Annotated in this window: 23 protein-coding genes; 14 read left to right on the top strand and 9 right to left on the bottom strand. The window is 63.9% G+C overall.

Annotated elements, in window-relative coordinates; translation table 11 throughout:
* Window positions 1-27: 27 nt before the first annotated feature.
* A complete protein-coding gene (locus tag GA0061098_RS08230; RefSeq protein ID WP_091955866.1) occupies window positions 28-495 on the bottom strand; it encodes a DUF3775 domain-containing protein in 468 nt (155 codons plus the stop codon).
* A gap of 246 nt (window positions 496-741) precedes the next feature.
* On the opposite strand from GA0061098_RS08230, the gene GA0061098_RS08225 reads away from it, so the two are divergent.
* The 9 genes from GA0061098_RS08225 (at window position 742) to GA0061098_RS08185 (ending at window position 10,349) form a co-directional block, all read left to right on the top strand.
* Window positions 742-1,593 (top strand): MBL fold metallo-hydrolase, encoded by an 852-nt coding sequence (locus GA0061098_RS08225; protein ID WP_165637235.1) that lies wholly within the window; start codon window positions 742-744, stop codon window positions 1,591-1,593.
* A 197-nt stretch (window positions 1,594-1,790) separates the two neighbouring features.
* Entirely contained in the window at window positions 1,791-2,633 is an 843-nt protein-coding gene (locus tag GA0061098_RS08220) for a fumarylacetoacetate hydrolase family protein (protein ID WP_018321387.1), read from the top strand.
* 133 nt (window positions 2,634-2,766) lie between these two features.
* A complete protein-coding gene (locus GA0061098_RS08215) occupies window positions 2,767-3,378 on the top strand; it encodes a glutathione S-transferase family protein (RefSeq protein ID WP_091955864.1) in 612 nt (203 codons plus the stop codon).
* A gap of 14 nt (window positions 3,379-3,392) precedes the next feature.
* Entirely contained in the window at window positions 3,393-4,259 is an 867-nt protein-coding gene (locus GA0061098_RS08210; RefSeq protein WP_091955863.1) for an MBL fold metallo-hydrolase, read from the top strand.
* 128 nt (window positions 4,260-4,387) lie between these two features.
* Window positions 4,388-5,536, top strand: a complete 1,149-nt coding sequence (locus GA0061098_RS08205; RefSeq protein WP_091955862.1) for an alpha/beta fold hydrolase — start codon at window positions 4,388-4,390, stop codon at window positions 5,534-5,536.
* A 67-nt stretch (window positions 5,537-5,603) separates the two neighbouring features.
* Complete coding sequence (mbfA, locus tag GA0061098_RS08200) at window positions 5,604-6,575, top strand: iron exporter MbfA (RefSeq protein ID WP_028140637.1); 972 nt, start codon at window positions 5,604-5,606, stop codon at window positions 6,573-6,575.
* Window positions 6,576-6,693: 118 nt separating this feature from the next.
* Window positions 6,694-8,166: an amidase gene (locus tag GA0061098_RS08195; protein ID WP_091955861.1), complete on the top strand. Its 1,473-nt coding sequence runs from the start codon at window positions 6,694-6,696 to the stop codon at window positions 8,164-8,166.
* Window positions 8,167-8,354: 188 nt separating this feature from the next.
* On the top strand, window positions 8,355-8,708 hold the full coding sequence (locus GA0061098_RS08190) for a nuclear transport factor 2 family protein (protein ID WP_091955860.1): 354 nt from the start codon (window positions 8,355-8,357) through the stop codon (window positions 8,706-8,708).
* A 270-nt stretch (window positions 8,709-8,978) separates the two neighbouring features.
* Window positions 8,979-10,349, top strand: a complete 1,371-nt coding sequence (locus GA0061098_RS08185) for a hypothetical protein (protein ID WP_091955859.1) — start codon at window positions 8,979-8,981, stop codon at window positions 10,347-10,349.
* Window positions 10,350-10,383: 34 nt separating this feature from the next.
* Here the strand turns inward: GA0061098_RS08185 and GA0061098_RS08180 are convergent, their stop codons facing one another.
* From GA0061098_RS08180 to GA0061098_RS44805, 3 genes are read right to left on the bottom strand one after another with little or no spacing between them, the layout of a single operon-like run.
* A complete protein-coding gene (locus GA0061098_RS08180; protein ID WP_028140641.1) occupies window positions 10,384-11,472 on the bottom strand; it encodes a Zn-dependent alcohol dehydrogenase in 1,089 nt (362 codons plus the stop codon).
* Between the two features lie 45 nt (window positions 11,473-11,517).
* Window positions 11,518-13,302: an acyl-CoA dehydrogenase family protein gene (locus tag GA0061098_RS08175; RefSeq protein ID WP_091955858.1), complete on the bottom strand. Its 1,785-nt coding sequence runs from the start codon at window positions 13,300-13,302 to the stop codon at window positions 11,518-11,520.
* Window positions 13,303-13,347: 45 nt separating this feature from the next.
* A complete protein-coding gene (locus tag GA0061098_RS44805) occupies window positions 13,348-13,500 on the bottom strand; it encodes a hypothetical protein (RefSeq protein ID WP_165637234.1) in 153 nt (50 codons plus the stop codon).
* Window positions 13,501-13,534: 34 nt separating this feature from the next.
* On the opposite strand from GA0061098_RS44805, the gene GA0061098_RS08170 reads away from it, so the two are divergent.
* Both GA0061098_RS08170 and GA0061098_RS08165 read left to right on the top strand, forming a co-directional pair.
* Window positions 13,535-14,236: an SDR family oxidoreductase gene (locus GA0061098_RS08170; RefSeq protein ID WP_091955857.1), complete on the top strand. Its 702-nt coding sequence runs from the start codon at window positions 13,535-13,537 to the stop codon at window positions 14,234-14,236.
* 126 nt (window positions 14,237-14,362) lie between these two features.
* The gene (locus tag GA0061098_RS08165; RefSeq protein ID WP_091955856.1) at window positions 14,363-15,193 is read left to right on the top strand and encodes an enoyl-CoA hydratase; all 831 of its coding nucleotides are present in this window, start codon (window positions 14,363-14,365) and stop codon (window positions 15,191-15,193) included.
* Between the two features lie 238 nt (window positions 15,194-15,431).
* On the opposite strand, the gene GA0061098_RS08160 is transcribed toward GA0061098_RS08165, so the two are convergent.
* Both GA0061098_RS08160 and GA0061098_RS08155 read right to left on the bottom strand, forming a co-directional pair.
* Complete coding sequence (locus GA0061098_RS08160; RefSeq protein ID WP_091955855.1) at window positions 15,432-16,055, bottom strand: GNAT family N-acetyltransferase; 624 nt, start codon at window positions 16,053-16,055, stop codon at window positions 15,432-15,434.
* Window positions 16,056-16,123: 68 nt separating this feature from the next.
* A complete protein-coding gene (locus GA0061098_RS08155) occupies window positions 16,124-16,327 on the bottom strand; it encodes a DUF1127 domain-containing protein (protein WP_091955854.1) in 204 nt (67 codons plus the stop codon).
* A gap of 110 nt (window positions 16,328-16,437) precedes the next feature.
* Between GA0061098_RS08155 and GA0061098_RS08150 the strand changes: the two genes are divergently transcribed.
* Window positions 16,438-17,337, top strand: a complete 900-nt coding sequence (locus tag GA0061098_RS08150) for a transcriptional regulator GcvA (protein ID WP_091955853.1) — start codon at window positions 16,438-16,440, stop codon at window positions 17,335-17,337.
* A 142-nt stretch (window positions 17,338-17,479) separates the two neighbouring features.
* Window positions 17,480-18,811 (top strand): MFS transporter, encoded by a 1,332-nt coding sequence (gene tcuC / locus GA0061098_RS08145; RefSeq protein WP_091955852.1) that lies wholly within the window; start codon window positions 17,480-17,482, stop codon window positions 18,809-18,811.
* A 198-nt stretch (window positions 18,812-19,009) separates the two neighbouring features.
* Here the strand turns inward: tcuC and GA0061098_RS08140 are convergent, their stop codons facing one another.
* From GA0061098_RS08140 to GA0061098_RS08130, 3 genes are read right to left on the bottom strand one after another with little or no spacing between them, the layout of a single operon-like run.
* Complete coding sequence (locus tag GA0061098_RS08140; protein ID WP_091955851.1) at window positions 19,010-19,423, bottom strand: Rieske (2Fe-2S) protein; 414 nt, start codon at window positions 19,421-19,423, stop codon at window positions 19,010-19,012.
* The gene (locus GA0061098_RS08135; RefSeq protein WP_091955850.1) at window positions 19,423-20,532 is read right to left on the bottom strand and encodes an amidohydrolase family protein; all 1,110 of its coding nucleotides are present in this window, start codon (window positions 20,530-20,532) and stop codon (window positions 19,423-19,425) included. The genes GA0061098_RS08140 and GA0061098_RS08135 overlap by 1 nt, the downstream gene beginning before the upstream one ends.
* 25 nt (window positions 20,533-20,557) lie before the next feature.
* Window positions 20,558-21,616, bottom strand: coding sequence for an amidohydrolase family protein (locus tag GA0061098_RS08130; protein WP_091955849.1), 1,059 nt, complete (start codon window positions 21,614-21,616; stop codon window positions 20,558-20,560).
* Window positions 21,617-21,760: 144 nt separating this feature from the next.
* Here GA0061098_RS08130 and GA0061098_RS08125 point away from each other — a divergent pair, with 144 nt between their 5' ends.
* The gene (locus GA0061098_RS08125; protein WP_091955848.1) at window positions 21,761-22,243 is read left to right on the top strand and encodes a CinA family protein; all 483 of its coding nucleotides are present in this window, start codon (window positions 21,761-21,763) and stop codon (window positions 22,241-22,243) included.
* The last annotated feature ends 126 nt before the right edge of the window (window positions 22,244-22,369 follow it).

The raw sequence follows: 22,369 nt of genomic DNA, 5'->3' as shown, positions 1-22,369 counted from the left end.
CGATGTGGAGGCGTCAGAGCCCGATCATCACCGCCGTTTCGTCGGTTCGTCTTCGTCCCGTTCGCTCGGGTCGGCCGTCGTGCGCTCGTCGGTCCAGTCGATGCCGAATTCGTCGAGCCCGCCTGCCAGCAGATCGCCCAGCATCGGCTCGCCGAGCAGGTAATGCACCGTTTCGCGGCGCGGGCTGCGATATTCGGTGCGCGCCTCCACCGCGCGGGCCCGCAAATCGTCCCAATCGTCAATGGTGCCGTCGCCGCGACCGAGCCATGTCAGCGTGACGAGATCAAGCTGCTCGTCCTCGTTCAAGGCGATCATGAAGCTGCCGAGCTCTTGGACGACAGGATCGGAGCCGTCATCCTCGAGGACGTCGACCGCGTCGTCATCGGTCGGGTTCGAGCCGGAATCCGGATCGGAATCCCCCTGCTTGACGTCGAATTCACGCGCCTTCTCGATGATGAAGGCGACCTTCTCCGCGGAAATCGCAAGCTCTGGCATGGCTTCCTCTTCGGCTTTTTCCTGGGGTTCCCGCGATAACGCCGCACCGCGTCAGATGATCCATTGCGCTTGATGGCGGAAACGGCGCATCTTTCGCCTGTCTTTCCCCCGTCATTCCGGGGCGCGGCGAAGTCGCGAACTATGGTGCGCAATTGCGCACCTGAGAATCTCGAGATTCCGGGTTCGATGCTGCACATCGCCCCGGAATGACGGGGATGGTGAGGCAAAAACATGGGAAGGCACCGAATGCAGTGGAAGGTCGGCCAGGTCAAAATCACCAAGATTGTGGAGCTGGAGACGGTCGGCTCGACCCGCTTCATCCTGCCGCTCGCGAGCAACGCAGAGATCCAGAAGCTTCCCTGGCTGATCCCGCATTTCGCCACCGAAGAGGGCCGGCTGAAAATGTCGATCCATTCGCTTGTGGTGGAGACGCCTTCGCGCCGCATCGTGGTCGACACCGGCCTCGGCAACGACAAGCAGGGCCGCAATGTTCCGACCTGGAACAACCGCACCACGCCGTTCCTGGCGACGATGATGGCAGCAGGCTTTGCGCCCGACACCATCGACACGGTGCTGTGCACGCATCTTCATGTCGATCATGTCGGCTGGAATACGCGGCTGGTCGACGGCCGATGGGTGCCGACATTTGCCAAGGCGCGCTACGTCTTCGGCAAGACCGAATACGAGCACTGGCTGGAGCATTCGACCGAGCCGGACAAGCGAGCCGTGTTCGAGGATTCTGTAAAGCCGATCGTCGATGCCGGCCGGGCCGATCTGATCCCGAGCGATCACCGGCTGTGCGAGGAGATCAGCATGATCCCGACCCCCGGCCACAGTCCCGGCCATATGAGCATTCTCATCCGATCGGACGGCGAACAGGGTCTGCTCACGGGTGACGTCGCCCATCACCCCTGCCAGATGGCGCATCTCGACTGGTCCTCGACCGCGGATTCCGACCAGAGCCAATCTGCAAGGACACGGCGCGAATTGTTCGGCCGCTTTGCCGACACGCCGACGCTGGTGATCGGCGGCCATTTCTCGGCCGGGCATATCAGGCGGGATGGAGAGGCATTCAGGTTTGTGGCGCTGCAATCGTAGAATTCGTAGGGCGGGCAAAGCGAAGCGTGCCCACCATCCCGGGCAACCAAAATGAATTGGTGGGCTCGGCGCTCCGCGCCTTTGCCCACCCTACAAGGAAGGGCTGCAATGCGCCCCGCTCTGGGCGGTTGAATTTCCCCTCGCCCTGTTCCATGAAGCTGTTTAAGCGATCGGTCCATTCCTAGGGAGAAACGAGAATGAAGCTTGTTCGTTATGGCGAGAAGGGTGCGGAAAAGCCCGGCCTGATCGACAAATCCGGCCAGTTGCGCGACCTGTCGGCGCATCTGAAGGACCTCACCGGCGAGGCCTATTCGCCGGAGAGCCTGAAGAAGCTGGCAGGCCTCGATCCCGCCTCGCTCCCGGCGGTCTCCGGCAAGCCGCGGTTCGGCGCCCCCGTCACCGGCATCTCGAAATTCGTCGCGATCGGCCTCAACTACTCCGACCATGCCAAGGAGACCGGCGCCGATATCCCGAGCGAGCCGATCATCTTCATGAAGGCCAACACGTCGCTGTCCGGGCCGAACGATGCGGTCGAAAAGCCGCGCGGCTCGACCAAGCTCGACTGGGAGGTCGAGATCGCCGCGATCATCGGCACCCGTGCGAAATATGTCTCGGAAGCCGACGCGCTGAATCACGTCGCCGGCTACTGCGTCTGCAACGACGTCTCCGAGCGCGCCTTCCAGATCGAGCGCCTGGGACAGTGGACCAAGGGCAAGTCGCACGACACGTTCGGCCCGCTCGGACCGTGGCTCGCTACCAAGGACGAGATCAAGGACGTGCAGAACCTGTCGATGTGGCTGGACGTCAACGGCCAGCGCCGCCAGACCGGCTCGACCAAGACCATGATCTTCTCCATGGCCAAGTGCATCTCCTATGTCTCGCAGTTCATGACGCTGCTGCCCGGCGACGTCATCACGACAGGCACCCCGCCCGGCGTCGGCCTCGGCATGAAGCCGCCGACCTTCCTCAATGTCGGCGACGTCGTCAGCCTCGGCATCGAGGGTCTCGGCGAGCAGAGGCAGGAGATTATCGCGGCGTAGGGCGCGATTCCCTCTTTGTCATTCCGGGATGGCGCGAGAGCGCCAGACCCGGAATCTCGAGATTCTTAGGTGCGCAATTGCGCACCATAGTTCGATGCTTCGCATCGCCCCGGAATGACAACAAGGATCCAAAATGAAACTCACCTTCTCCCCCGCCTCGCCCTTCGCCCGCAAGGTGCGCATCGCCGCGATCGAGCTCGGGCTGATCGACAAGATCGAGCTCGTGCCCGCAAGCGTCGCGCCGGGCACGGCCAATGAGGACTATTCGAAGATCACGCCGCTGAAGAAGCTGCCGGTGCTGATCACCAATGACGGCGACGTCATTCTGGATTCCTACGTCATCGTCGAATATCTCAACGAGATCGCCGGCGGCAGCCTGATCCCGGATTACGGCCCGCGGCGCTGGAAGGCCAAGACCAATCATTCCCTGATCAACGGCATGCTCGATTCCATGCTGCTGTGCCGCTACGAGAAGATGGTGCGGCCGCAGGGCCTGCAATGGCAGGCGTGGTCGGACGACCATTGGAACAGGGCGTGGACCGGCATGGCGCGGTTCGAGAACATGCCTGAGGTCCTGAACGGCCCGTTCGACATCTCGCAGATCGGCCTCGTTTGCGTGCTCGGCTATGCCGACTTCCGCTTCGCCGATTGCGGCTGGCGCAAGGCCTATCCAAAACTCGACGCCTTCCACCAGAAGATGCTGGAGCGGCCCTCCGTGAAGATCTCGGTGCCGCCGGCGGCATAACCGCAGGAGCTACCATGAGCCTGAAATACGCGGTCGGCGATCTCACCATCCATCGCGTCATCGAGCAGGAGACCTCGTTCGTCCCGGCGCTGGAGATGCTGCCGGGATTGACGGCCGAGGTACTGGCCGAGAACCGGGCATGGATGCGCGAGAGCAAGGCGCTGGATGACCAGGACGTGCTGCTCCTGTGCTTTCAGTCCTATGTGGTGAAGACACCGCATCACACCATCCTGGTCGACAGCTGCATCGGCAACGACAAGCCGCGGCCTCGGCCGAAATGGAACATGAAGACCGACGACACCTATCTGCGCGGGCTGGGCGCCGCCGGATTTGCGGTCGAGGACATCGACTTCGTGATGTGCACGCATCTGCATGTCGATCACGTCGGCTGGAACACGCGGCTGGAGAACGGCCGCTGGGTGCCGACCTTCCCCAAGGCGCGCTACGTCTTCGCCCGGCAGGAATTCGACCACTGGACCGAGCAGAATGCGAAGGCCGAAGTAGCTCCCTTCGCCGACAGCGTGCTGCCGGTGGTTGAGGCCGGACGCCACGAGCTCGTCGGCAACGATCATGAGATCGGCGATCACGTCCGCATCCTGCCGACGCCGGGCCATACGCCGGGTCATATCGCCATCACGATGGGCCGCGGCAAGGACGACGCCGTGTTCTCCGGCGATCTCATGCACTCGCCGCTGCAGACGCTCTATCCGGAGCTGTCGATCAAGTTCGACGTCGATCCAGTCGCGGCAGCGAAAACGCGCCGCAGCTTCCTGGAACGCTATTGCGACACCGACACGCTGTGCTGCACCGCGCATTTCCCCTCGCCGTCGGTGGGGAAGATCCGGCGCAAGGGCAATGCGTTCGTGTGCGCCGCCGTCTAGCAAGATGCCGTAGGGTGAGCAAAGCGAAGCGTGCCCACCCTACCAAACGCGTCGCGGAAAGATGGTGGGCACGGCGCGCGGTGCGCGCCTTTGCCCACCCTACGATTCCGCCCGAGTGGAGAGACACGATGACTGCGCTTCCCGACATCCCCCTGCCCGCCGGAATCCGCTCGCGTTACATCGACGGCATCAACGGCTTGCGCATGCATGTGCTGGAGGCCGGCTTCGAGACCACGGGGCGGCCATGCCTCCTCTTGCTGCACGGCTTTCCCGAGCTCGCCTTCTCCTGGCGCAAGGTGATGCCGACGCTGGCTGCGGCCGGCTATCACGTGATTGCGCCGGACCAGCGCGGCTATGGCCGCACCACGGGATGGCGCGCGGAATACCACGGCGATCTCGCGCCGTTCTCTCTGCTCAACCTGGTGCGCGACGCGCTCGCTCTGGTGTCGGCGTTCGGCTACAGGCAGGTCGATCTGGCCGGGCATGATTTCGGCAGCCCGGTCGCATCCTGGTGCGCGCTGATAAGGCCCGACGTGTTTCGTTCGGTGACGATGATGAGCGCGCCGTTCGGTGGGCCGCCGCCCCTGCCCTTCAATACGGTCGACACACCGGCAAAGCCGCCCGCCGAAGACCCCGTGCATCGCGAGCTCGCCGCGCTGCCGCGGCCGCGCAAGCACTATCAATGGTACTATTCGACACGCGAGGCGAACGCCGACATGCAACACGCGCCGCAGGGCGTCCATGATTTCCTGCGCGCCTATTATCATCACAAGAGCGCGGACTGGACCGACAACAAGCCGTATCCGCTGAAGTCCTGGTCGGCGGATGAACTCGCGAAACTGCCGACTTACTACGTGATGGACCTGAACCAGACCATGGCCGAGACGGTTGCGAAGGAAATGCCCTCGCCCGCCGCGATCGCCGCCAACCAATGGCTGCCGGACAGCGACCTCGCCTATTACAGCGCCGAATATGGCCGCACCGGATTCCAGGGCGGGCTGCAATGGTATCGCTACGGCACTTCGGGCATGCTCAATAGCGAGATGCAGCTGTTTGCAGGACGCAGCATCGACGTGCCCTCATGCTTCATCTCGGGCAAGCAGGATTGGGGCACTTATCAGCGTCCGGGCGCGTTCGAGGCGATGCAGGGGCGCGGCTGCACAAGGATGCTCGGCTGCCATCTCATCGACGGCGCCGGCCATTGGGTGCAGCAGGAGCAATCCGCCGAGGTGAGCCGGCTGCTGCTCGACTTCCTGGCCAAGGCCGGCAAGGCCTGATTTGACCCGGGAACCCCGGCCCATTATATAGTTTAGAATAATTCTAAACTAGTGATACAGGGCCGCCGTGAAGAATTTTGCCGATCTGACCGAGCGCGAGGTGCTTGCGGTCGCGATCTCCTCCGAGGAGGAGGACAGCCGCATCTACATGACTTTCGCCGAGGACCTCCGCGAGCGTTACCCGGACACGGCAAAGATCTTCGAGGAGATGGCCGAGGAGGAGCGCGGCCACCGGCACATGTTGCTGGAATTGTACGAGCAGCGCTTCGGCAAGCATCTGCCGCCGATCCGGCGCGAGGACGTTAAGGGATTCCTGCGCCGCCGCCCGGTCTGGCTGACCAAGAACCTGTCGCTCGACGCCATCCGCAGGGAAGTCGAGACCATGGAGATGCAGGCGGAGCGCTTCTACGTGAAGGCCGCCGAACAGGCCCAGGACGTCGGCGTGCGCCGGCTGCTCGGCGATCTCGCCGAAGCCGAGAAAGGTCACGAGGAGACCGCCGCAAAGCTGACGGGCGAGATCCTGAATTCCGACGTCCGCGCTGAGGAGGATCGCACCAATCGCCGCATGTTCGTGCTGCAATATGTGCAGCCGGGCCTCGCCGGGTTGATGGACGGCTCGGTCTCGACGCTGGCGCCGCTGTTTGCGGCGGCCTTCGCCACCCACCAGAACTGGCAGACGTTTCTTGTGGGCCTCGCCGCATCCATCGGCGCCGGCATCAGCATGGGCTTTGCCGAGGCGCTGTCCGACGACGGATCGCTCACGGGGCGCGGCTCGCCCTGGCTGCGCGGCGTCACCTGCGGCGCGATGACGACGCTCGGCGGGCTTGGCCACACCGCGCCCTATCTGGTGCCGGATCATTGGGCCAATGCGTTCTGGATCGCGACGGCGATCGCCTGCGTCGTCGTATTCTTCGAATTGTGGGCGATCGCCTTCATTCGCTCCCGCTATATGGACACGCCGTTCCTCCAGGCCGTGTTCCAGATCGTGCTCGGCGGCGCGATCGTGCTCGCGGTGGGCGTGCTGATCGGGGCGGCGTAGGCCCCACCCTCGCTGTCATGCCCCGGCTCGGCCGGGACATCAATCGCGATCAAACGGCGGTTGCAGCATTCGGGCAAACTGCGCATCATCCCCCGACAACAAGAGCAGGAGAAGCGCCGTGGCCAGATCGGAATGGAGTTTCAAGAGCGCGGTCGAACTGTCGGCCGCTTTGACCGCAAAAAAGGTCTCCGCGGTCGAGCTTACGCAGGATGCCATCGACCGCATCGAGCGTCACGACGGCAAGGTCAACGCGATCTGCGTGCGGGATTTTGATCGCGCCCGCAGTGCGGCACGCGAGGCCGATGTCGCGCTGGCGCGCGGCGAAAGAAAACCGCTGCTCGGAATTCCGGTGACGGTGAAAGAATCCTTCAACATCGCGGGCCTGCCCACAACCTGGGGCTGGACACCGCAAAAGGATTTCAAGCCGACCGAGGACGCGCTGTCGATCTCCCGGGTGAAGAACGCGGGCGGCGTCATTCTCGGCAAGACCAACGTTCCCGTCGGCCTGGGAGACTGGCAGAGCTACAACGACATCTACGGCACGACGAACAATCCATATGATCTCGGCCGCACGCCCGGCGGCTCATCAGGCGGCTCGTCGGCAGCGCTTGCGGCCGGCTACGGACCGCTCTCGCTCGGATCCGACATCGGCGGCTCGCTGCGCGTGCCGGCATTCCATTGCGGCGTCTATGCGCACAAGCCGACCTACAATCTCTGTCCCACGCGCGGCCATACGCCGCCGCCATTTCCTGCGGTCCCGATGGAACGCGATATGGCGGTGATCGGCCCGATGGCCCGGAGTGCAGCCGATCTGGCGCTGCTGCTGGACGTGATGGCCGGTCCCGATCCGGTCGACCTCGGCATCGGATACAAGCTGGCGCTGCCGGACGCACGCCACGACAAGCTGAAGGATTTCCGCCTGCTCGTGATCGACAGCCATCCGTTGTTGCCCGCGAATGCCGACATTCGCGGCGCGATCGAGACGCTGGCCGGGCGATTGACGGGCGCCGGCGCGGACGTCGCGCGCGAAAGCCCGCTGTTTCCAGACTTCCGCGAAGCCTCGCGCCTCTATATGCGCATGCTGATGAGCTTTCTCGGCGCGTTCTTTCCTCCCGACATTCTCGCCGGCGCGCGGGCCGGCGCGGCGCAGCTCTCTCCCGACGACAAGAGTCTTGCGGCCGAGCGGCTGCGCGGCATGACCTCGAGCCATCAGGCCTGGGTGTTCGACGAGGGCGCGCGCGCCGGGCTGCGCGCGCAGTGGCGGCAATTGTTCAGGACATTCGATGCGGTGATCTGTCCGATCATGCCGACCCCCGCTTATCCGCATGATCATTCGCCGGAGCAGGAGAAGCGCCGGATCAATATCGACGGCAAGGACCATGTTTATCCGGACCAGCTTGCCTGGCCCGGCATCGCAACGCTGACGGGCTTGCCGGCCACGGCCGTTCCGCTCGGCCTGTCGAAGGATGGCCTGCCGGTCGGCGTCCAGATCATCGGCCCTTTCCTCGAAGACCGTACGCCGCTGAGGCTCGCTGAACTGATCGAGCGTGAGTTCGGCGGGTTCACGCCGCCGCCATTATTTAATGACTAGTTCTTCCCGTCATTGCGAGCGAAGCGAAGCGATTCAGAATTTTTCGATGCGACAGTCTGGATTGCGTCGCCGCCAGCGCAAAATTGCTTCGCAATTTTGTCGCGGGCTCCTCGCAATGACGGAGGACGACAACGTCGTGATTCTGGGCTCGCGCGTCACGCGCCCCGGAATGACCGAGAGGAAGCACCATGAGCCAGGACCTCGACCAACTGACCGCCCTCAACCGTGACTACGTCGCCTCCGTGCAGAACTGCGACGTCAAACGTTTCGACGAAATCCTGGCGACGGAGTTTTATTGCTCCAATCCCGACAAGACGCTGGTCGACCGTGCCGCCTTCCTGGAGCAGACGGCGCGGCCGATCGCGATCCGGAACTTGAAAGAGCGCGACGTCATCATCCGCATCATGGGCGACTTCGCCGTCATCCACGCCGCGACGACCTACACCACAGCGGATGGCCAGCAGGCGACGGGGCGCTACACCGATTGCTGGGCAAAGCAAAATGGCAAGTGGCTCGCGGTGTCGGCACACGTGTCGCGGTGACGAGGGAACGCTGCCGTTCCCCCTTCGCACCGCGGGGTATTCGACGACCGCCATAAAGAAATCGCTAACCAAACAATCTTTTCCCGAGCAATGGGCAAACCGCTGATCTGACATTTATCCAGCTGGCAATCGTTCGCCCGTCAAAATTGCAAGTGACGAGAGGTCCCCTCAGGGCATCGATCTCGAGCATGTCACAAGGACACGCTGCGAAGCTCGGAGTGCTTCTGAGCCCCGGCGAGGGTACCGCTCCAATCCGGCGAGAGTGATTGCGTGACAAACGACACAATTGAGATAGGCGCGCTCCGCGACCCCTATCGTCGCGTCAATCAAGAGGAGACGCTGCCCCAGAGATGGCGCATTCCGATTGCGGTAGCGATCGGGTGCGCGGTCATGGGTCTTGTGCTGCGTTACCTCGCGCGGGAACACGAAACCGCCGACGCCGCCGAGTACATCACCTGGTATAGCTTCGCGCGAGATCACGGCATTGGCGGGCTGGCCGAGGCTTTCACCAACTACACGCCGTTTTACAGCTACCTGCTGCTGATCGCCGCCCGATTTGACTGGCTGGGCCAGCCGCTCTCCCTCGTGAAGATGATCTCGGCGATATTCGAGTTCGGCTGCGCGATCGTGGTGGCCCGGATGATCTGGCGCGTTACAGGCGTGCCGTTGCGCACCTCCCTGGCCTTCTGCGCGGTGTGGCTTGCGCCGACGGTGCTCTTCAACGGCGCAATGTGGGGACAGGCCGATTCGATCTGGACCTTCTTCGCGCTGGCTTCCGTGGCGATGTTCATGCGGGACCGAAACGGCGTTCTGCCATTCGCAGTGGCCTGCTCGGTGAAGGCCCAGGGCGTCTTCCTGGGGCCGTTCGTGCTGGGCATGATCCTGCGCCGCAAGATCCACGTGGCATGGCTTGCCGCTATTCCGGCAACCTATGCGATCCTCGCCATTCCGGTTCTCGTCGCCGGTAGATCCCTGGTCTCCGTACTCGGGATCTATCTCGGCCAGGCCAACACATTTCATCACCTGACCATGAATGCAGCGAACCTCTGGGTGTTCGCAGGAGGAACGCCGTACGCGGTCGGAGTCGCCGCCGGCCTCGTGCTCGCGGCGGCGAGCGGGCTTGCGCTATCGATCTTCATCGCACAATTCAAGCGGACCGGGCCAGAGTTCATTCTGCTCGTGGCGTGTGTATCGCTCATCCTCATGCCGTACCTGCTTCCGAAGATGCACGAGCGCTATTTCTACGGCTTCGAGCTTGCGGCGATCGCCCTGGCCTGCCTCAATCTGCGCTATCTGCCGTTCGCGGTGATTGCCCAGGTCGATGGCGTGTTATCCTACCTCGCATTCGAGAGCGAGATCGTCATGGGTCTGTTGCCGGCCGCGCTCTGCAACACCTTTCTGGTGTTCTACCTCGTGCTCGATCTCCGGCACGGCGAACGTGGATTTCGCTTTCCGAGGCTTGCCTGGCTTGGCTTCACCGCGTCGACTGCGGGATTGTTCTCCTATTTGCTGTTCGCGGGTGCCGGCCTGAACGTATCCGTCGCGTATATGCTCGTCGCGGGACTTGCCACGGCCATGACGCTGCTGCTCGTCAAGGAGACGCGCTGCGCCTCGGCCGACGGTCCGGGCGCGTCGCGTTGACTTCAATTTTCGGGCGACGACGGCGTCGGTTGTGCTAGCTGTCGAACACGATCACGCTGCGCAGCGTCTTGCCGGCTTTCATGTTGGCAAAGCCCTCGTTGATCTCGGACAGCTTCAATTTCGCCGAGATCCAGTCCTCCAGATGCAGTCGTCCCCGCAGGTAGAAGTCGACCAGGCGCGGCATGTCGACGCGAAAATGGTTCGAGCCCATCGAGGAGCCCTGGATCCGGCGCTCGCGCAGGAAATCAAAACCGTGCAGCTCGATCTTCTGGCCGAACGGAATCATGCCGACGATGGTGGCGGTGCCGCCGGAGGCGAGCATGCCGAACGCCTGCTCGGCGGTCTCCTTGCGGCCGAGCACCTCGAAGGAATGATGCACGCCACCATTGGTGAGATCACGCACCTGCTTGACGACATCGCCGTCGGCGGGATTGATGATGTCGGTCGCACCCAGCTTGGTCGCGAGCTGGAGCTTGGCCGGATTGGTGTCGATGGCGATGATGCGGCCGGCGCCGGCGATCTGCGCGCCGTTGATCGCGGCCATGCCGACGCCGCCGCAGCCGATCACCGCCACGGTCTCGCCGGCCGTCACCTTCGCGGTATTCACCACCGCGCCATAGCCGGTGATGACGCCGCAGCCGATCAGCGCGGCGAGATCGAGCGGCATCTCCTTGCGGATTTTGACGATCGCGTTCTCGTGCACCAGCATCTGTTCGGCAAAGGACGAGAGATTGAGGAACTGGTGCAGCTTCTCAGGCTTGGACCACTGCATCCGGTTTGAGGCGCCCGGCAGCAACTTCACGGTGGTGTCGGTGCAGAGCACGGTGCGGCCCGTGGTGCAGTTGTCGCAGGTGCCGCAGAACACCGACAGGCAAGTGACGACGTGGTCACCCGGCTTGACGTAAGTGACATCGGAGCCGACCTGCTCGACCACTCCGGCGGACTCGTGGCCGAGCACCGCGGGCAGCGGATGCGGATAGAGCCCTTCCATGAAATGCAGGTCGGAGTGACAGAGCCCGGCGACCGTGGTGCGGATCAGAACTTCGCGCGGGCCCGGCTTCGGCAGGCTGACGTCCTCGATGACGAGCGGCTGGTTGACTTCATAGAGGACGGCGGCCTTCATCGAGCACTCCCTGTCGCGTTTCTTGGTTTGATCGTGGAGTGCAGCCTACGCTGCCAGAACCAGTTCGCCAACCTCGCTCATGCCGGCTGAGCTGTCGCCGAGCAGCAGCGCGGCGATCCTGGCTTGCGTCGCATTTTCCGTGAGCCGGAACGGATCGCTCGGTGACACCCGATGATCGATCACCAGCCGCGACAACAGCAGCCGGCGCGCATCGCCGCGCATCTCGTGGATGCGATGTGCCTCCCAGGCGAGCGCGACGGCGCTGGCGACATGATAGAGCAGGCTCGTCGCACGACGCGCATCGGCCTCGTTCTCGGATGTCCCCGCAACCTCGCGCGCGAAGCCGACAGCGCGATCGACAAGAGCCCGCAGGCGATCGCGCCAGGCCTGCGGCACGGAAGCGCTGTCGTCGAGCCGGGCATGCAGATCGGCCGCCAGCGCGGACTCCGCGCCGTGGCGGCCGACCGCGCGCCGCAGCGCATCGATCGCGACGATGTTGCCGGTGCCTTCCCAGACCGAGCCGAGATGCGCGTCGCGCAGCAGACGCGGCGTCGCGAATTCCTCGATATAGCCGATGCCGCCGCGCATCTCGAGCGCATCGCCGCAGACCTTTCGCGCATCGCGGGTGGCGCGGAATTTCAGGGTCGGCGTCAGGATACGCAACAATGCCGCCGCATCCTGGCTTCCGGCCTCGGCGCGGTCGAGCGCGTCCGCAGTGAGGAAGCTCATCGACAGCGCCTGCTCGACCGGCAGCATGATCTTCAGCATCTGCCGCCGGCCGAGCGGCAGGTCGATGATGCGGTTGCCGAACACGACGCGATTGGTCGCGACCGTCATCGCGTCGTGATAGGCGCGGCGCATCAGCGCGGTCGATTTGACGCCGTTGGAGAGCCGCGACGAATTCACCATCTCGGCCATCTGCACGAAGCCGCGGTCGAGCTTGCCGACCGCATAGGCGATCGCGCCTTCGAGCTTGATCTCGCCCGAGGCCATCGAGCGGGTGCCGAGCTTGTCCTTCAGACGCACGATCCGGTAGTGGTTCTGCGAGCCGTCGTCGAGGAAGCGCGGCATCAGAAACAGGCCGACGCCGCGCGTGCCGGGGCCGGCGCCTTCGGGGCGCGCGAGCAGCATCACGACCTTGGCGTCGGCATTCGAGCAGAACCATTTTTCGCCCGTGAGGCGCCAATGGTCGTCCTCCTGCACCGCGCGCGTGGTCAGCGTGCCGACATCGGAGCCGCCCTCCTTCTCGGTCATGAACTGGCCGCCTTGCGTCAGCTTGCTCATGTCGGTCGAGGTCAGGCCGTCCAGATATTTCGCCTTTAGCGCCTCGCTGCCGAAATTCGCCAGCAGCTTTGCGCAGCCGTCGGTGACGTTGATCGGGCAGCCCATGCCGAATTCGGTCTGGTTGAACAGGAACGTGAAGGCGTGCTTGGCCACCACGGGATATTTGTCCGGCCAGCCCATGATGCCCTTGCGGATCGAGAGCGCATGGATGCCGAACTCGCCGAACGCAGCATTCTCCAACTCGCGATAGGCCGGGTGATATTCGATCGACTGCACGTCGCGGCCGAACTTGTCGCGCTGGTGCAACACCGGCGTGTGGCGGTCGACGAGCCGCGCGCAGTCGTCGAGGCGGCCGCCGGCAAGTTCGCCGAGGCGATCGAGATGCGGCTCGATATGACGGAACAGATTTTCCGGCAGATGGATGCGCAACAGGTCGGTCAGCGCAGGATCGGCGCGGTAGAAATTCATGCCTGTGGTGTCGGGCGCCAGCAGGCCGGATGGTGCGGCCGCGACATTCTTTGGCTGCGCTGGGGCCGGCTTATGCATGATCGTCCTCTTCGTTTCCGCAACCTGCGGACATTCCGCGGCACTTTAGCGCTTGCCGCTTGGGATGATGTCGATCATGCTCCAGTCGCAGGTACGGATAAAGCTGCAAATCGTCAGGGAGGCATGATCGCGGTGAAGGAGCAATTCGCTCTGCGGAATTGTGATCGCGCCGGCTGGTTGTTCGCGAAAGCCATGCATAGATCATGCGCTCCCCGCTTCCGAGAGACCACACATGGAACATCCGAAATACAAGATCGCCCTCATCGTCGGTGCCGGCGAAGGCCTGAGCGCTTCGCTCGCGCGCTTGCTCGCTGCGCAAGGCATTCGCGTCGCGCTCGCCGCGCGTAAGATCGAGAAGCTGGGCGCGCTCTGTAGCGAGACCGGCGCCAAGGCCTATGCCTGCAACGCCACCGAGCCCGACGAGGTCGAGCGGTTGTTTGGCCTGGTCGAGCGCGAGATCGGCACGCCTGACCTCGTCGTCTACAACGCCAGCGGCCGCACCCGCGGGCCGTTCGTCGACCTCGTTCCGGCCGACGTCGCCAACGCCATCGCGGTCAGCGCCTATGGCGGCTTCCTGGTGGCGCAGCAGGCGGCCAAGCGCATGCTGCCGAACAAGCACGGCGCGATCCTGTTCACCGGCGCCTCCGCCAGCATCAAGGGCTACGCGCAGTCGGCCTCGTTCGCGATGGGCAAGTTCGCGCTGCGCGGCCTCGCACAGAGCCTGGCGCGCGAATTGTCGCCGCAAGGCATCCACATTGCGCATTTCGTGATCGACGGCGGCATCCGCAGCGCGGCGCGGACGGAAGCCGAAGACAAGCCGGATTCGATGCTCGATCCCGACGCGATCGCGCAGAGCTATTGGAATGTGTTGCAGCAGCCGCGCAGCGCCTGGAGCTGGGAGCTCGAGCTGCGGCCCTGGGTGGAGAAGTTCTGAGGCGAGATGCCGTAGGGTGGGTTAGCCGAAGGCGTAACCCACCTCTTTTATCACCGCGCATTAGAGAAGAGGTGGATTACGCTTCGCTAATCCACCCTACTAGTCCAACAAGAGCAGGGAGGATCAATGACCACGGAAACCACCATCGACACCGGCACCAACGAGCTCCTCTGCGTCATTCGCGACCGCGTCGCTGTCATCACGCTGAACCGGCCGGAGGCGCGCAATTCGCTGTCGGACGCGCTGACCCCGGCACTGCGCACGATGATCCGGAGCTGCGGCGAGAACCCCGGCGTCGGCGCGCTGCTGATCACCGGCGCGGGCGAAGCGTTCTGCGCCGGCGGCAACGTCAAGGGCATGGGCGCCCATCGCGACAAGGCAAAGCTCGAGATGCCGCTGGAAGATCGCATCGCCGATCTGCAGGAGCGGCAACGGCTGCTCACCGGTGCGCTTGTGTCGGTGCGCAAGCCGACCATCGCCGCCCTGCCCGGCCCCGCCGTCGGCGCCGGGCTCGCCATCGCCATGGCCTGCGACATCCGCATCGCCGCGCAATCGGCCTTCGTCGCCACCGGCTATGCCCGCATCGCGCTGAGCGGTGATTACGGCATCGCCTGGCTGCTCACCCGTCTCGTCGGCACCGCGCGGGCGCGCGAGCTGATGTTCACCGGCGACCGTGTCGATGCGGTGCGGGCCGAAGCGATCGGCCTCGTCAACCGCGTCGTGCCTGATGACAAATTGCAGACCGAGGCCTTTGCATTGGCGAAGTCGCTCGCCGAGGGCCCGCGCCTGGCGCTGCGCTACATGAAGGACAATCTCGACGAGGCCGTGCTGTTCGATTTCGAAACCGCGCGCGACCACGAGGCCGAACGGCTGATCCGCCTGACCACGACCGCCGATCACAAGGAGGCGGTGCAGGCGTTCATCGAGAAGCGGAAAGCGGTGTTCACGGGGAAGTAGCAGCGTTCTAAGATCTATGACCGTCACCCTGAGGTGGCCGCTTCTTCAGCGGCCCTCGAAGGGCGACGGCCCGACTGTTGCTGCGCGAAGTCCGACACCGGGGATGCGGTGGGGCCGTTCATCCTTCGAGGCTCCCCACGCGTCGCGTTGCGCCGCGCGTCTCGCACCTCACGATGACGGATCTACAAGCAAAAAAAAGCCCGGCCCTGGTTCACCCAGAGCCGGGCCTGCAGTGGTGTCAGGCCGAGGCTGAGGGGCTTTCGGCCTGACGGGAAAGGGCGGCGAGGCGCCAGCTCGCACAGGGGATGTCCTTTGCTGCGACTGTGATCTCCTTGTCGAAGCGCACCAGCTTCCAGTCATCAGGGTGATTGACGAAAGCGAAGCCGGATTTGCGGGCGAGCGAGATCATGGTCTCGTTGGAGCGCAGCGTCTCGCCAAAGATGTGGTCGGCGCCAAGCGCAGCGGCGCGGCATTCGAGATTCTTCAGAAGCGCTGTGGCGATGCCGCGGCCCTGCCAGCGATCATGGACCGACAGGCCAAATTCGAGCGTGGCGGTTTCGGCGTGCAGCGCATAGCGCGCCTCGGCGACGATGGTCTCGAAACCGTCGATCATCATGGTCGCGACCACGGTGAAACGTTCGCGCTCGCCGACCTGAAGGAAGTCGTGCAGCAGTCCGTTCGGCAGCTCGCTGATCGCGCCGAAGAAACGGTTGTAGCGGGAGCGGGTCGAGAGCGAGCGGAAATAGTGCTGAATCTCGTCGGTATCGCGCGGCTCAACGAAGCGGACATTGAGCGCTTCACCCTGCCGGGTGCGCAGCGTGTCCGAATACTGCTTCAAATCTTCCAGGCGAAGAGCGGTCATGGCACATGCTCGGGACAAAAGGGACCGCCGGCGCCCCTCTGATGAGGCGGCGCCGGCCTGGCGGCCAATCAGGCCCGCCAGAAGGGTTTGTCGGCCTCGTAGGCGATATCGCTCCAGGACAGCCCGACGTCCTGAAGGTCGCGCGCGGTCCATTGCGTGAGCTCGCGCCTGTTACGGTAGCGCTCGTGCCAGACGTGAAGCGTCTCGCCGATCTGCTCGATCAGGCCCGGTGCATGATGATTTGTCATCGAATTGTCAGTCAAAGTAGACATTTTCAGCTCCTGGAGCTAAGTTGACCGCTAATATCTGCTTCCTGGTGCACTGCGACAAACGACAATTTGTACCTTTTCGCATGAATTAACGTCATGTATCCTGCTGCCAAATGACTGCCAGATTACCGTCCCTGAACGGATTGCGGGCGTTTGAGGCCGCCGCGCGCCATCTCAGCTTCACGCTGGCGGCGGCCGAACTGAACGTGACGCAGACCGCGATCAGCCATCAGATCCGAAGGCTCGAGGAGGAGCTCGGCATCCGCCTGTTCATCCGGCAGAACCGCGCGCTGGCATTGACGCCGGAGGCGCGCGACTACCTCCCCGGCGTCCGCGCCGCCTTCAATGACCTCCGGCTTGCGACCGACCGGCTGCTGCGCAAGGACGACGACAAGGTGCTGACGGTCTCGACGCTGGCCTCGCTCGCCGCAAAATGGCTGTTGCCGCGGCTGACGGATTTCCAGGAGCAGCATCCCGGCATCGACGTTCGTATCACCACCTCGACCAGCTTCGTCGACTTCCAGCGCGACAATGTCGATGCCGCGATTCGCTACGGCCGCGGCCAGTGGCCGGGCCTGCGCGCCGACTGGCTGATGGCGGATGAGCTGTTTCCGGTGTGCAGTCCGTCGCTATTGCGTGGCGACAAGCCACTGCGCCGGCCCGAAGACCTGGGAAACCATCCGCTGCTGCACACCTCAAGCGCCAACAGCGACGATTGGCGGCTTTGGCTGACCGCGGCGGGCCTGCCGGCAGACATCGCGAGGCACCCCGGCATCACCTTCGACATGATCTTCATGACCATCCAGGCCGCGATCGACGGCATTGGCGTCGCGATGGGACGGACCTCCTACGTTCAGGACGACATCGCCAAGGGCCGCCTCGTGGTCCCCTTCAAGATCGCGCTGCCGGCCGACGCCGGCTTCTACCTGGTCGCGCCCGAGGGACGCCGCGAAGCACCGAAGCTGACCGCATTCCGCCACTGGATGCTCGCTGCGACGCAAAATAAAGCCTGAAAAATCATCAGCTTCCCCGGCAAAATCGATTGACTCGCGGCGCCCTCCGCGGGAAGAGGCGTGGCAGATTGTCGCAGTCTCTGTCGCCTTGCCGTGGGATCATTTCCCGGTCCGGCCAGACCTTTCCAAGGGGAGCAACGCCATGGCTGGACCAGCCGCATCGACCAAACCACCCGCGATCAAATCGCGCATCGGCGCCATCCTGCGCGCCACGTCAGGCAATTTTCTCGAACAGTTCGACTTCTTCCTGTTCGGCTTCTATGCGGCCGCGATCGGCAAGGCGTTCTTCCCCTCCTCCGATGAGACCGCATCGCTGCTCAACACCTTCGGCGTGTTCTGGCTCGGCGCGTTGATGCGGCCGGTCGGCGCGATCGTGCTCGGCGCTTACATCGACCGCATCGGCCGCCGCCAAGGCCTGATCGTCACCCTCGCCATCATGGCCTTCGGCACCGTCGTCATCGCGTTCTGCCCGAGCTACGCGACCATCGGCATCGCCGCGCCCGTCATCGTGCTGGTCGGACGTTTGCTGCAGGGCTTCTCCGCCGGCGTCGAGCTCGGCGGCGTGTCGGTCTATCTCTCGGAGATCTCCACGCCGGGCAATCGCGGCTTCTACACCTCGTTCCAGTCGTCGAGCCAGCAGGTCGCGATCTTCGTCGCCTCGATCCTCGGTTACATCCTCTCGGAGGTGATGCCGGCCGACACCGTCGCCGCCTGGGGCTGGCGCATTCCCTTCTTCGTCGGATGCCTGATCATCCCCCTGATCTTTGTCCTGCGGCGGACGCTGGAGGAGACGCCGGCCTTCCTCGCCATGAAGAAGCATCCGACGGCCAGCGAGGTGTTCGCCTCCGCGCTCGCCAACTGGCGCATCGTCATCCTCGGCATGATGATCGCAATCCTGACCACGACGACGTTCTACTTCGTCACGGTGTACACGCCGACCTTCGGCAAGACGGTGCTGAAGCTGTCGACGCAGGACGCGCTGCTGGTGACGTTGCTCGTCGCTGTCACCAACTTCTTCTGGAACCCGATCGGCGGCGCATTGTCCGACCGCATCGGCCGCAAGCCGGTGCTGCTCACCATCGCCGGCCTGTCGCTCGTCACCGCCTACCCGGCACTGCACTGGCTGGTGGCGGCGCCGAGCTTCGGCAAGCTGCTCGCGGTCGAGATGATGTTCTCGTTCTATTTCGGCGTCTACAGCGGCACCATGCTCGGCGCGCTGGTCGAGATCGTGCCGGCGGATGTGCGCACCACCTGCTTCTCGCTCGCCTTCGCGCTCGCCGCCGCCCTGTTCGGCACCTTCACGCCGTTCGCCTCGACCTTGCTGATCGAGCATACCGGCGACAAGGCCTCGCCCGGCTTCTGGCTGATGCTCGCCGCACTGCTCGGCATCATCGCGGCCTCGACGGTGTACCGCGGCGGCGGCAAGGCGGTGCTGACATATGATGCGGTGGCCGAGCCTGTGGCGGGGCGTTGATGGTCGCTTCGATCATCGCCGCCTCTTACCCTCCCCTGGAGGGGAGGGTCGGCTCACATTGAGCGCAGCGATAATGTGAGACGGGGTGGGGTGAAGGTCCCTCCGCATCGAACGCTGTCCGTGGGGAGAGATCACCCCACCCCGCTCGCGCTCCGCGCGATCAACCCTCCCCCTCCAGGGGAGGGTGAAGAGATGAGGCTACAGCTCCACCACCACGTAATCGCTCTCGACCTTCACCGTAACGGTCTCGGCGACATACGGCCCCTTCACCACGCTCGCGCCCGGCTCGACATGCGCCGGATAGGCCTTCACGCGGAAGCGGCGGGGATCGCAATAGGACTGACCGGTGCGGATGTCGAACTCCCAGCCGTGCCAGGGACAGCGGATGATCTCGCCGAGCTTGGTGTATTCGATCTCGCCGGGCTCCTTCGACTGCGCGAGACCGATCAGCGGGCCCTCGCACAGCGCCGCGCCCTGATGCGGGCAACGGTTCATCAGGCCGAAATATTCACCCTTGATGTTGAAGACCGCAATCGGCCGCCCGTCGATCTCCAGAAATTTTCGCGTCCCCGGCGGCAGTTCATCGACCGGCGCGATCACATGCCGCGCCATCAACCAATCCCGTACAGCGCGCGCGCATTGCCGAGATAGAACGCCTCGCGATTGACTTCGCTGACGCCCGCCGGCAAGACGCGGGAGGGTTCGTCATAGTCCCAATGCGGATAATCGGTGGCGAACAACAGGCGGTCCCAGCCGATCCAGTTGATGACGTCGAACAGATCCTCGCGCCGCTCCGGGTCCTCCATCGGCTGCGTGGTCCACCACACCTGCTCGCGAATATATTCCGACGGCGGCCGCTTCACATGCGGCACCTCGCTGCGCAGGCGCTGCCAGGTCTTGTCGAGCCGCCACGCCAGCGACGGCGCCCAGCCGAAGCCGGCCTCGATCATCACCATCTTCAGTTTCGGGAAACGCTCGAACACGCCTTCCAAAACAAGACTGGCCAGCGCCGATTGCTGGCATTGCGAGTGCCCCACCATCTCCTCGATGTAATAGGACGGCCAGCCCGACGGCGTGATCGGATTGCCGCCGAAGCCGAAGGCGTGGACGCCGACGGGAAGGCCGGCTTCCTCCGCGGCCTGGTAGATCGGCCAGTAACGGCGTTGGCCGAGCGGCTCGACATTGCGGCTGAGCAGCAGCACCTGCACGAAGTTCTTGTCGCCGGCGCGCTCGCGGATTTCGGCGGCGGCCGACAGCCCGTCCTCATTGCCGACGACGATCGAGGCTTTGAGCCGCTTGTCCTTGCTGGTCCATTTGTCGATCTGCCAGTCGTTGATCGCCGAACACAAAGCGGCCGAGAGCTCGTGATTGCGGATGCCCTGCCCGGTGTTGAGCGGATTGAGCACGCCCAGCTGCACGTTGTTGGGATCGAGCAGCTGCTTCTGCATGAAGGACAGCGAGGAGCCCTGCGGGCCGCCTTCGGGCGGATAGGCATCGCGGCGCGAGGCATTGGGCTGGGCCTTCGGATAGGGCGGGCCTTCCGTCATGCCCTGATAGGCATGGACGCCATAGACTTCGAGATGATGCTGCCAGCGTTTGGCGAGATAGGGATAAAGCTCGGTGCGGGTGGCGCGTGCCGGATGGATGTCGCAGTCCGCGATCGCGGTTTTGACGGTCAGTGGGGAAGCGGCTTCTTGGCTCTCGCGGAATTGGATATTCATCGCCTTGCCTCCTTTGGCAGCGGGCTCATTTCAGGCGGGGATAGGTCGCATGTGGATTTTCGATCATGATCTTGCGCACGAGATCGGGGGTGAGACCTTCGGGCAGCGCGTCCTGGCCCTCGAACTGCCAGTGCGGATAGTCCGTGGAGAATAGGACCAATTCGTCGGACTGCATATGATCAAACAGGCGAATTAATGTCGCCTCGTCTGGCGGTGCATCAAATGGCTGTAAGGAGAAGCGGATGTTGCTGCGCACAATATCCAGCGGCGCGCGATCAACCCAGGGTGTCTCCATCCGCACCCCGCGCCAGAACTTGTGCAGGCGCCAGAGATAGGGAGAGATCCAGGAGACGCCGGATTCCAGCATCACCATTTTCAGGCGCGGATATTTGGCGAACACGCCCTCGACGATCAGGCTGGTGAGCTGCGTCTGGAACGCCTGGGCCTGCCCGACATAGTCCTCGATGTGATAGGAACCCCATCCCACGGCGGTCGGCGGATTGTGATAGGCGGAACCCGCGTGGACGCCGACGGGTAGTTCCAGCCGTTCCGCGGCTTCATAGATCGGCCACAGCGCGCGCTTGCCGAGCGGCGTATCGCCCATCACAAGCATCAGCACCTGGACGAAGCGCTTGTCCTGCGCGCAGCGCTCGATTTCTGCCACGGCCTTCTCGACGCTTTGCGTCGGGATCACGATCGAGCCGCGCAGCCGCTTGTCGCGATCGAGCCACTCCTTCACCAGCCAGTCGTTCAGCGCGCGGCAGAAGGCAGCCTGCAAATCTTCCGAAAACACCATCTGCACGCCGTAGAGCGGATTGCAGATGGCGTAGCTGAGCTGAAACGGATCGAGCACATGGCGCCGCATGTCGTCGAGGCTCTCGCCCGGCTTGCCGCTCTCGGGGCGCCAATCAGGGCGTGCCACGATCGGCGAGTTCTGCGGGTAGGATTGCGAGACGAGGTCGACCATGCCGCGCGTCGTCACCTGATCGCGCCAATAGTCGTTCAGGTAGGGCAGCAGGCTGGTCAGATGCGGCACGGCCGGATGCACGTCGCAATCCACCCCGCCGGCGATCAGGGACGCCATGACGTCTCCCTTCTCACGTTTCCTCGCATGTCTCTTCTTGTACCCGGCATTCAAGCAGGCCTGCCCGTCGCCCGCAACTCAGCCAAGCGTCCTGTCATATGCTAGGAAGGCTGAGCTCGGTTGCGAAGAGATAAGGGGTTAGGGATGAAAGAGCTCGTCGGCATTGCGGAACAGGTCGCAGCGAAGCTGATCGCGCGCAAACAGACCATCGCCGTGGCAGAATCCTCAACCGGCGGCCTGATCGCGGCCAGCCTGCTCGCGGTGCCCGGCGCGTCCGCCTATTTCCTCGGCGGCGCGGTGGTCTACACCCGCGATGCCAGGCGCGTGCTGATGGATATTTCGGACGAGGGAATGAAGGGCTTTCGCTCCTCGTCGGAGCCCTACGCGCAACTGCTGGCGGAGCAGATGCGAATGCGCTTCGACAGCGACTGGGGCCTGTCCGAGACCGGCGCAGCCGGCCCCACCGGCAACCGCTACGGCGACGCCGCCGGCCATAGCTGCATGGCGGTGAGCGGACCTGTGGCGGAGGTCATGACGCTGGAGACCGGCAATAACGACCGGTTCGGCAACATGCAAATGTTTGCTGCGACGGCGCTGAGGCTGTTGTTGAGGAAGCTGCAGGGGTGAGCTGCTTCTCGAATGAGTGGGGGTAGTCTCGCAGCAAATACCGCTGTCATGCCCCGCGAAAGCGGGGCATCCAGTACGCGGCGGCCTATCGATTCAATCACAACTGTCTCGCAGTACTGGATCGCC

The sequence above is a fragment of the Bradyrhizobium shewense genome, assembly GCF_900094605.1.
GTDB classification, from domain to species: Bacteria; Pseudomonadota; Alphaproteobacteria; order Rhizobiales; family Xanthobacteraceae; genus Bradyrhizobium; species Bradyrhizobium shewense.
The sequence above is the reverse complement of the archived record's forward strand: the minus strand, read 5'-3'. Positions and strand labels throughout refer to the sequence as shown.

Bases quoted from the DNA above. Each gene is read 5' to 3' on its own strand.
- GA0061098_RS08230 (WP_091955866.1), bottom strand. From the start codon at position 495: ATGCCAGAGCTTGCGATTTCCGCGGAGAAGGTCGCCTTCATCATCGAG.
- GA0061098_RS08225 (WP_165637235.1), top strand. From the start codon at position 742: ATGCAGTGGAAGGTCGGCCAGGTCAAAATCACCAAGATTGTGGAGCTG.
- GA0061098_RS08220 (WP_018321387.1), top strand. From the start codon at position 1,791: ATGAAGCTTGTTCGTTATGGCGAGAAGGGTGCGGAAAAGCCCGGCCTG.
- GA0061098_RS08215 (WP_091955864.1), top strand. From the start codon at position 2,767: ATGAAACTCACCTTCTCCCCCGCCTCGCCCTTCGCCCGCAAGGTGCGC.
- GA0061098_RS08210 (WP_091955863.1), top strand. From the start codon at position 3,393: ATGAGCCTGAAATACGCGGTCGGCGATCTCACCATCCATCGCGTCATC.
- GA0061098_RS08205 (WP_091955862.1), top strand. From the start codon at position 4,388: ATGACTGCGCTTCCCGACATCCCCCTGCCCGCCGGAATCCGCTCGCGT.
- GA0061098_RS08190 (WP_091955860.1), top strand. From the start codon at position 8,355: ATGAGCCAGGACCTCGACCAACTGACCGCCCTCAACCGTGACTACGTC.
- GA0061098_RS08180 (WP_028140641.1), bottom strand. From the start codon at position 11,472: ATGAAGGCCGCCGTCCTCTATGAAGTCAACCAGCCGCTCGTCATCGAG.
- GA0061098_RS08175 (WP_091955858.1), bottom strand. From the start codon at position 13,302: ATGCATAAGCCGGCCCCAGCGCAGCCAAAGAATGTCGCGGCCGCACCA.
- GA0061098_RS44805 (WP_165637234.1), bottom strand. From the start codon at position 13,500: ATGCATGGCTTTCGCGAACAACCAGCCGGCGCGATCACAATTCCGCAG.
- GA0061098_RS08170 (WP_091955857.1), top strand. From the start codon at position 13,535: ATGGAACATCCGAAATACAAGATCGCCCTCATCGTCGGTGCCGGCGAA.
- GA0061098_RS08165 (WP_091955856.1), top strand. From the start codon at position 14,363: ATGACCACGGAAACCACCATCGACACCGGCACCAACGAGCTCCTCTGC.
- GA0061098_RS08160 (WP_091955855.1), bottom strand. From the start codon at position 16,055: ATGACCGCTCTTCGCCTGGAAGATTTGAAGCAGTATTCGGACACGCTG.
- GA0061098_RS08155 (WP_091955854.1), bottom strand. From the start codon at position 16,327: ATGTCTACTTTGACTGACAATTCGATGACAAATCATCATGCACCGGGC.
- GA0061098_RS08150 (WP_091955853.1), top strand. From the start codon at position 16,438: ATGACTGCCAGATTACCGTCCCTGAACGGATTGCGGGCGTTTGAGGCC.
- tcuC (WP_091955852.1), top strand. From the start codon at position 17,480: ATGGCTGGACCAGCCGCATCGACCAAACCACCCGCGATCAAATCGCGC.
- GA0061098_RS08140 (WP_091955851.1), bottom strand. From the start codon at position 19,423: ATGGCGCGGCATGTGATCGCGCCGGTCGATGAACTGCCGCCGGGGACG.
- GA0061098_RS08135 (WP_091955850.1), bottom strand. From the start codon at position 20,532: ATGAATATCCAATTCCGCGAGAGCCAAGAAGCCGCTTCCCCACTGACC.
- GA0061098_RS08130 (WP_091955849.1), bottom strand. From the start codon at position 21,616: ATGGCGTCCCTGATCGCCGGCGGGGTGGATTGCGACGTGCATCCGGCC.
- GA0061098_RS08125 (WP_091955848.1), top strand. From the start codon at position 21,761: ATGAAAGAGCTCGTCGGCATTGCGGAACAGGTCGCAGCGAAGCTGATC.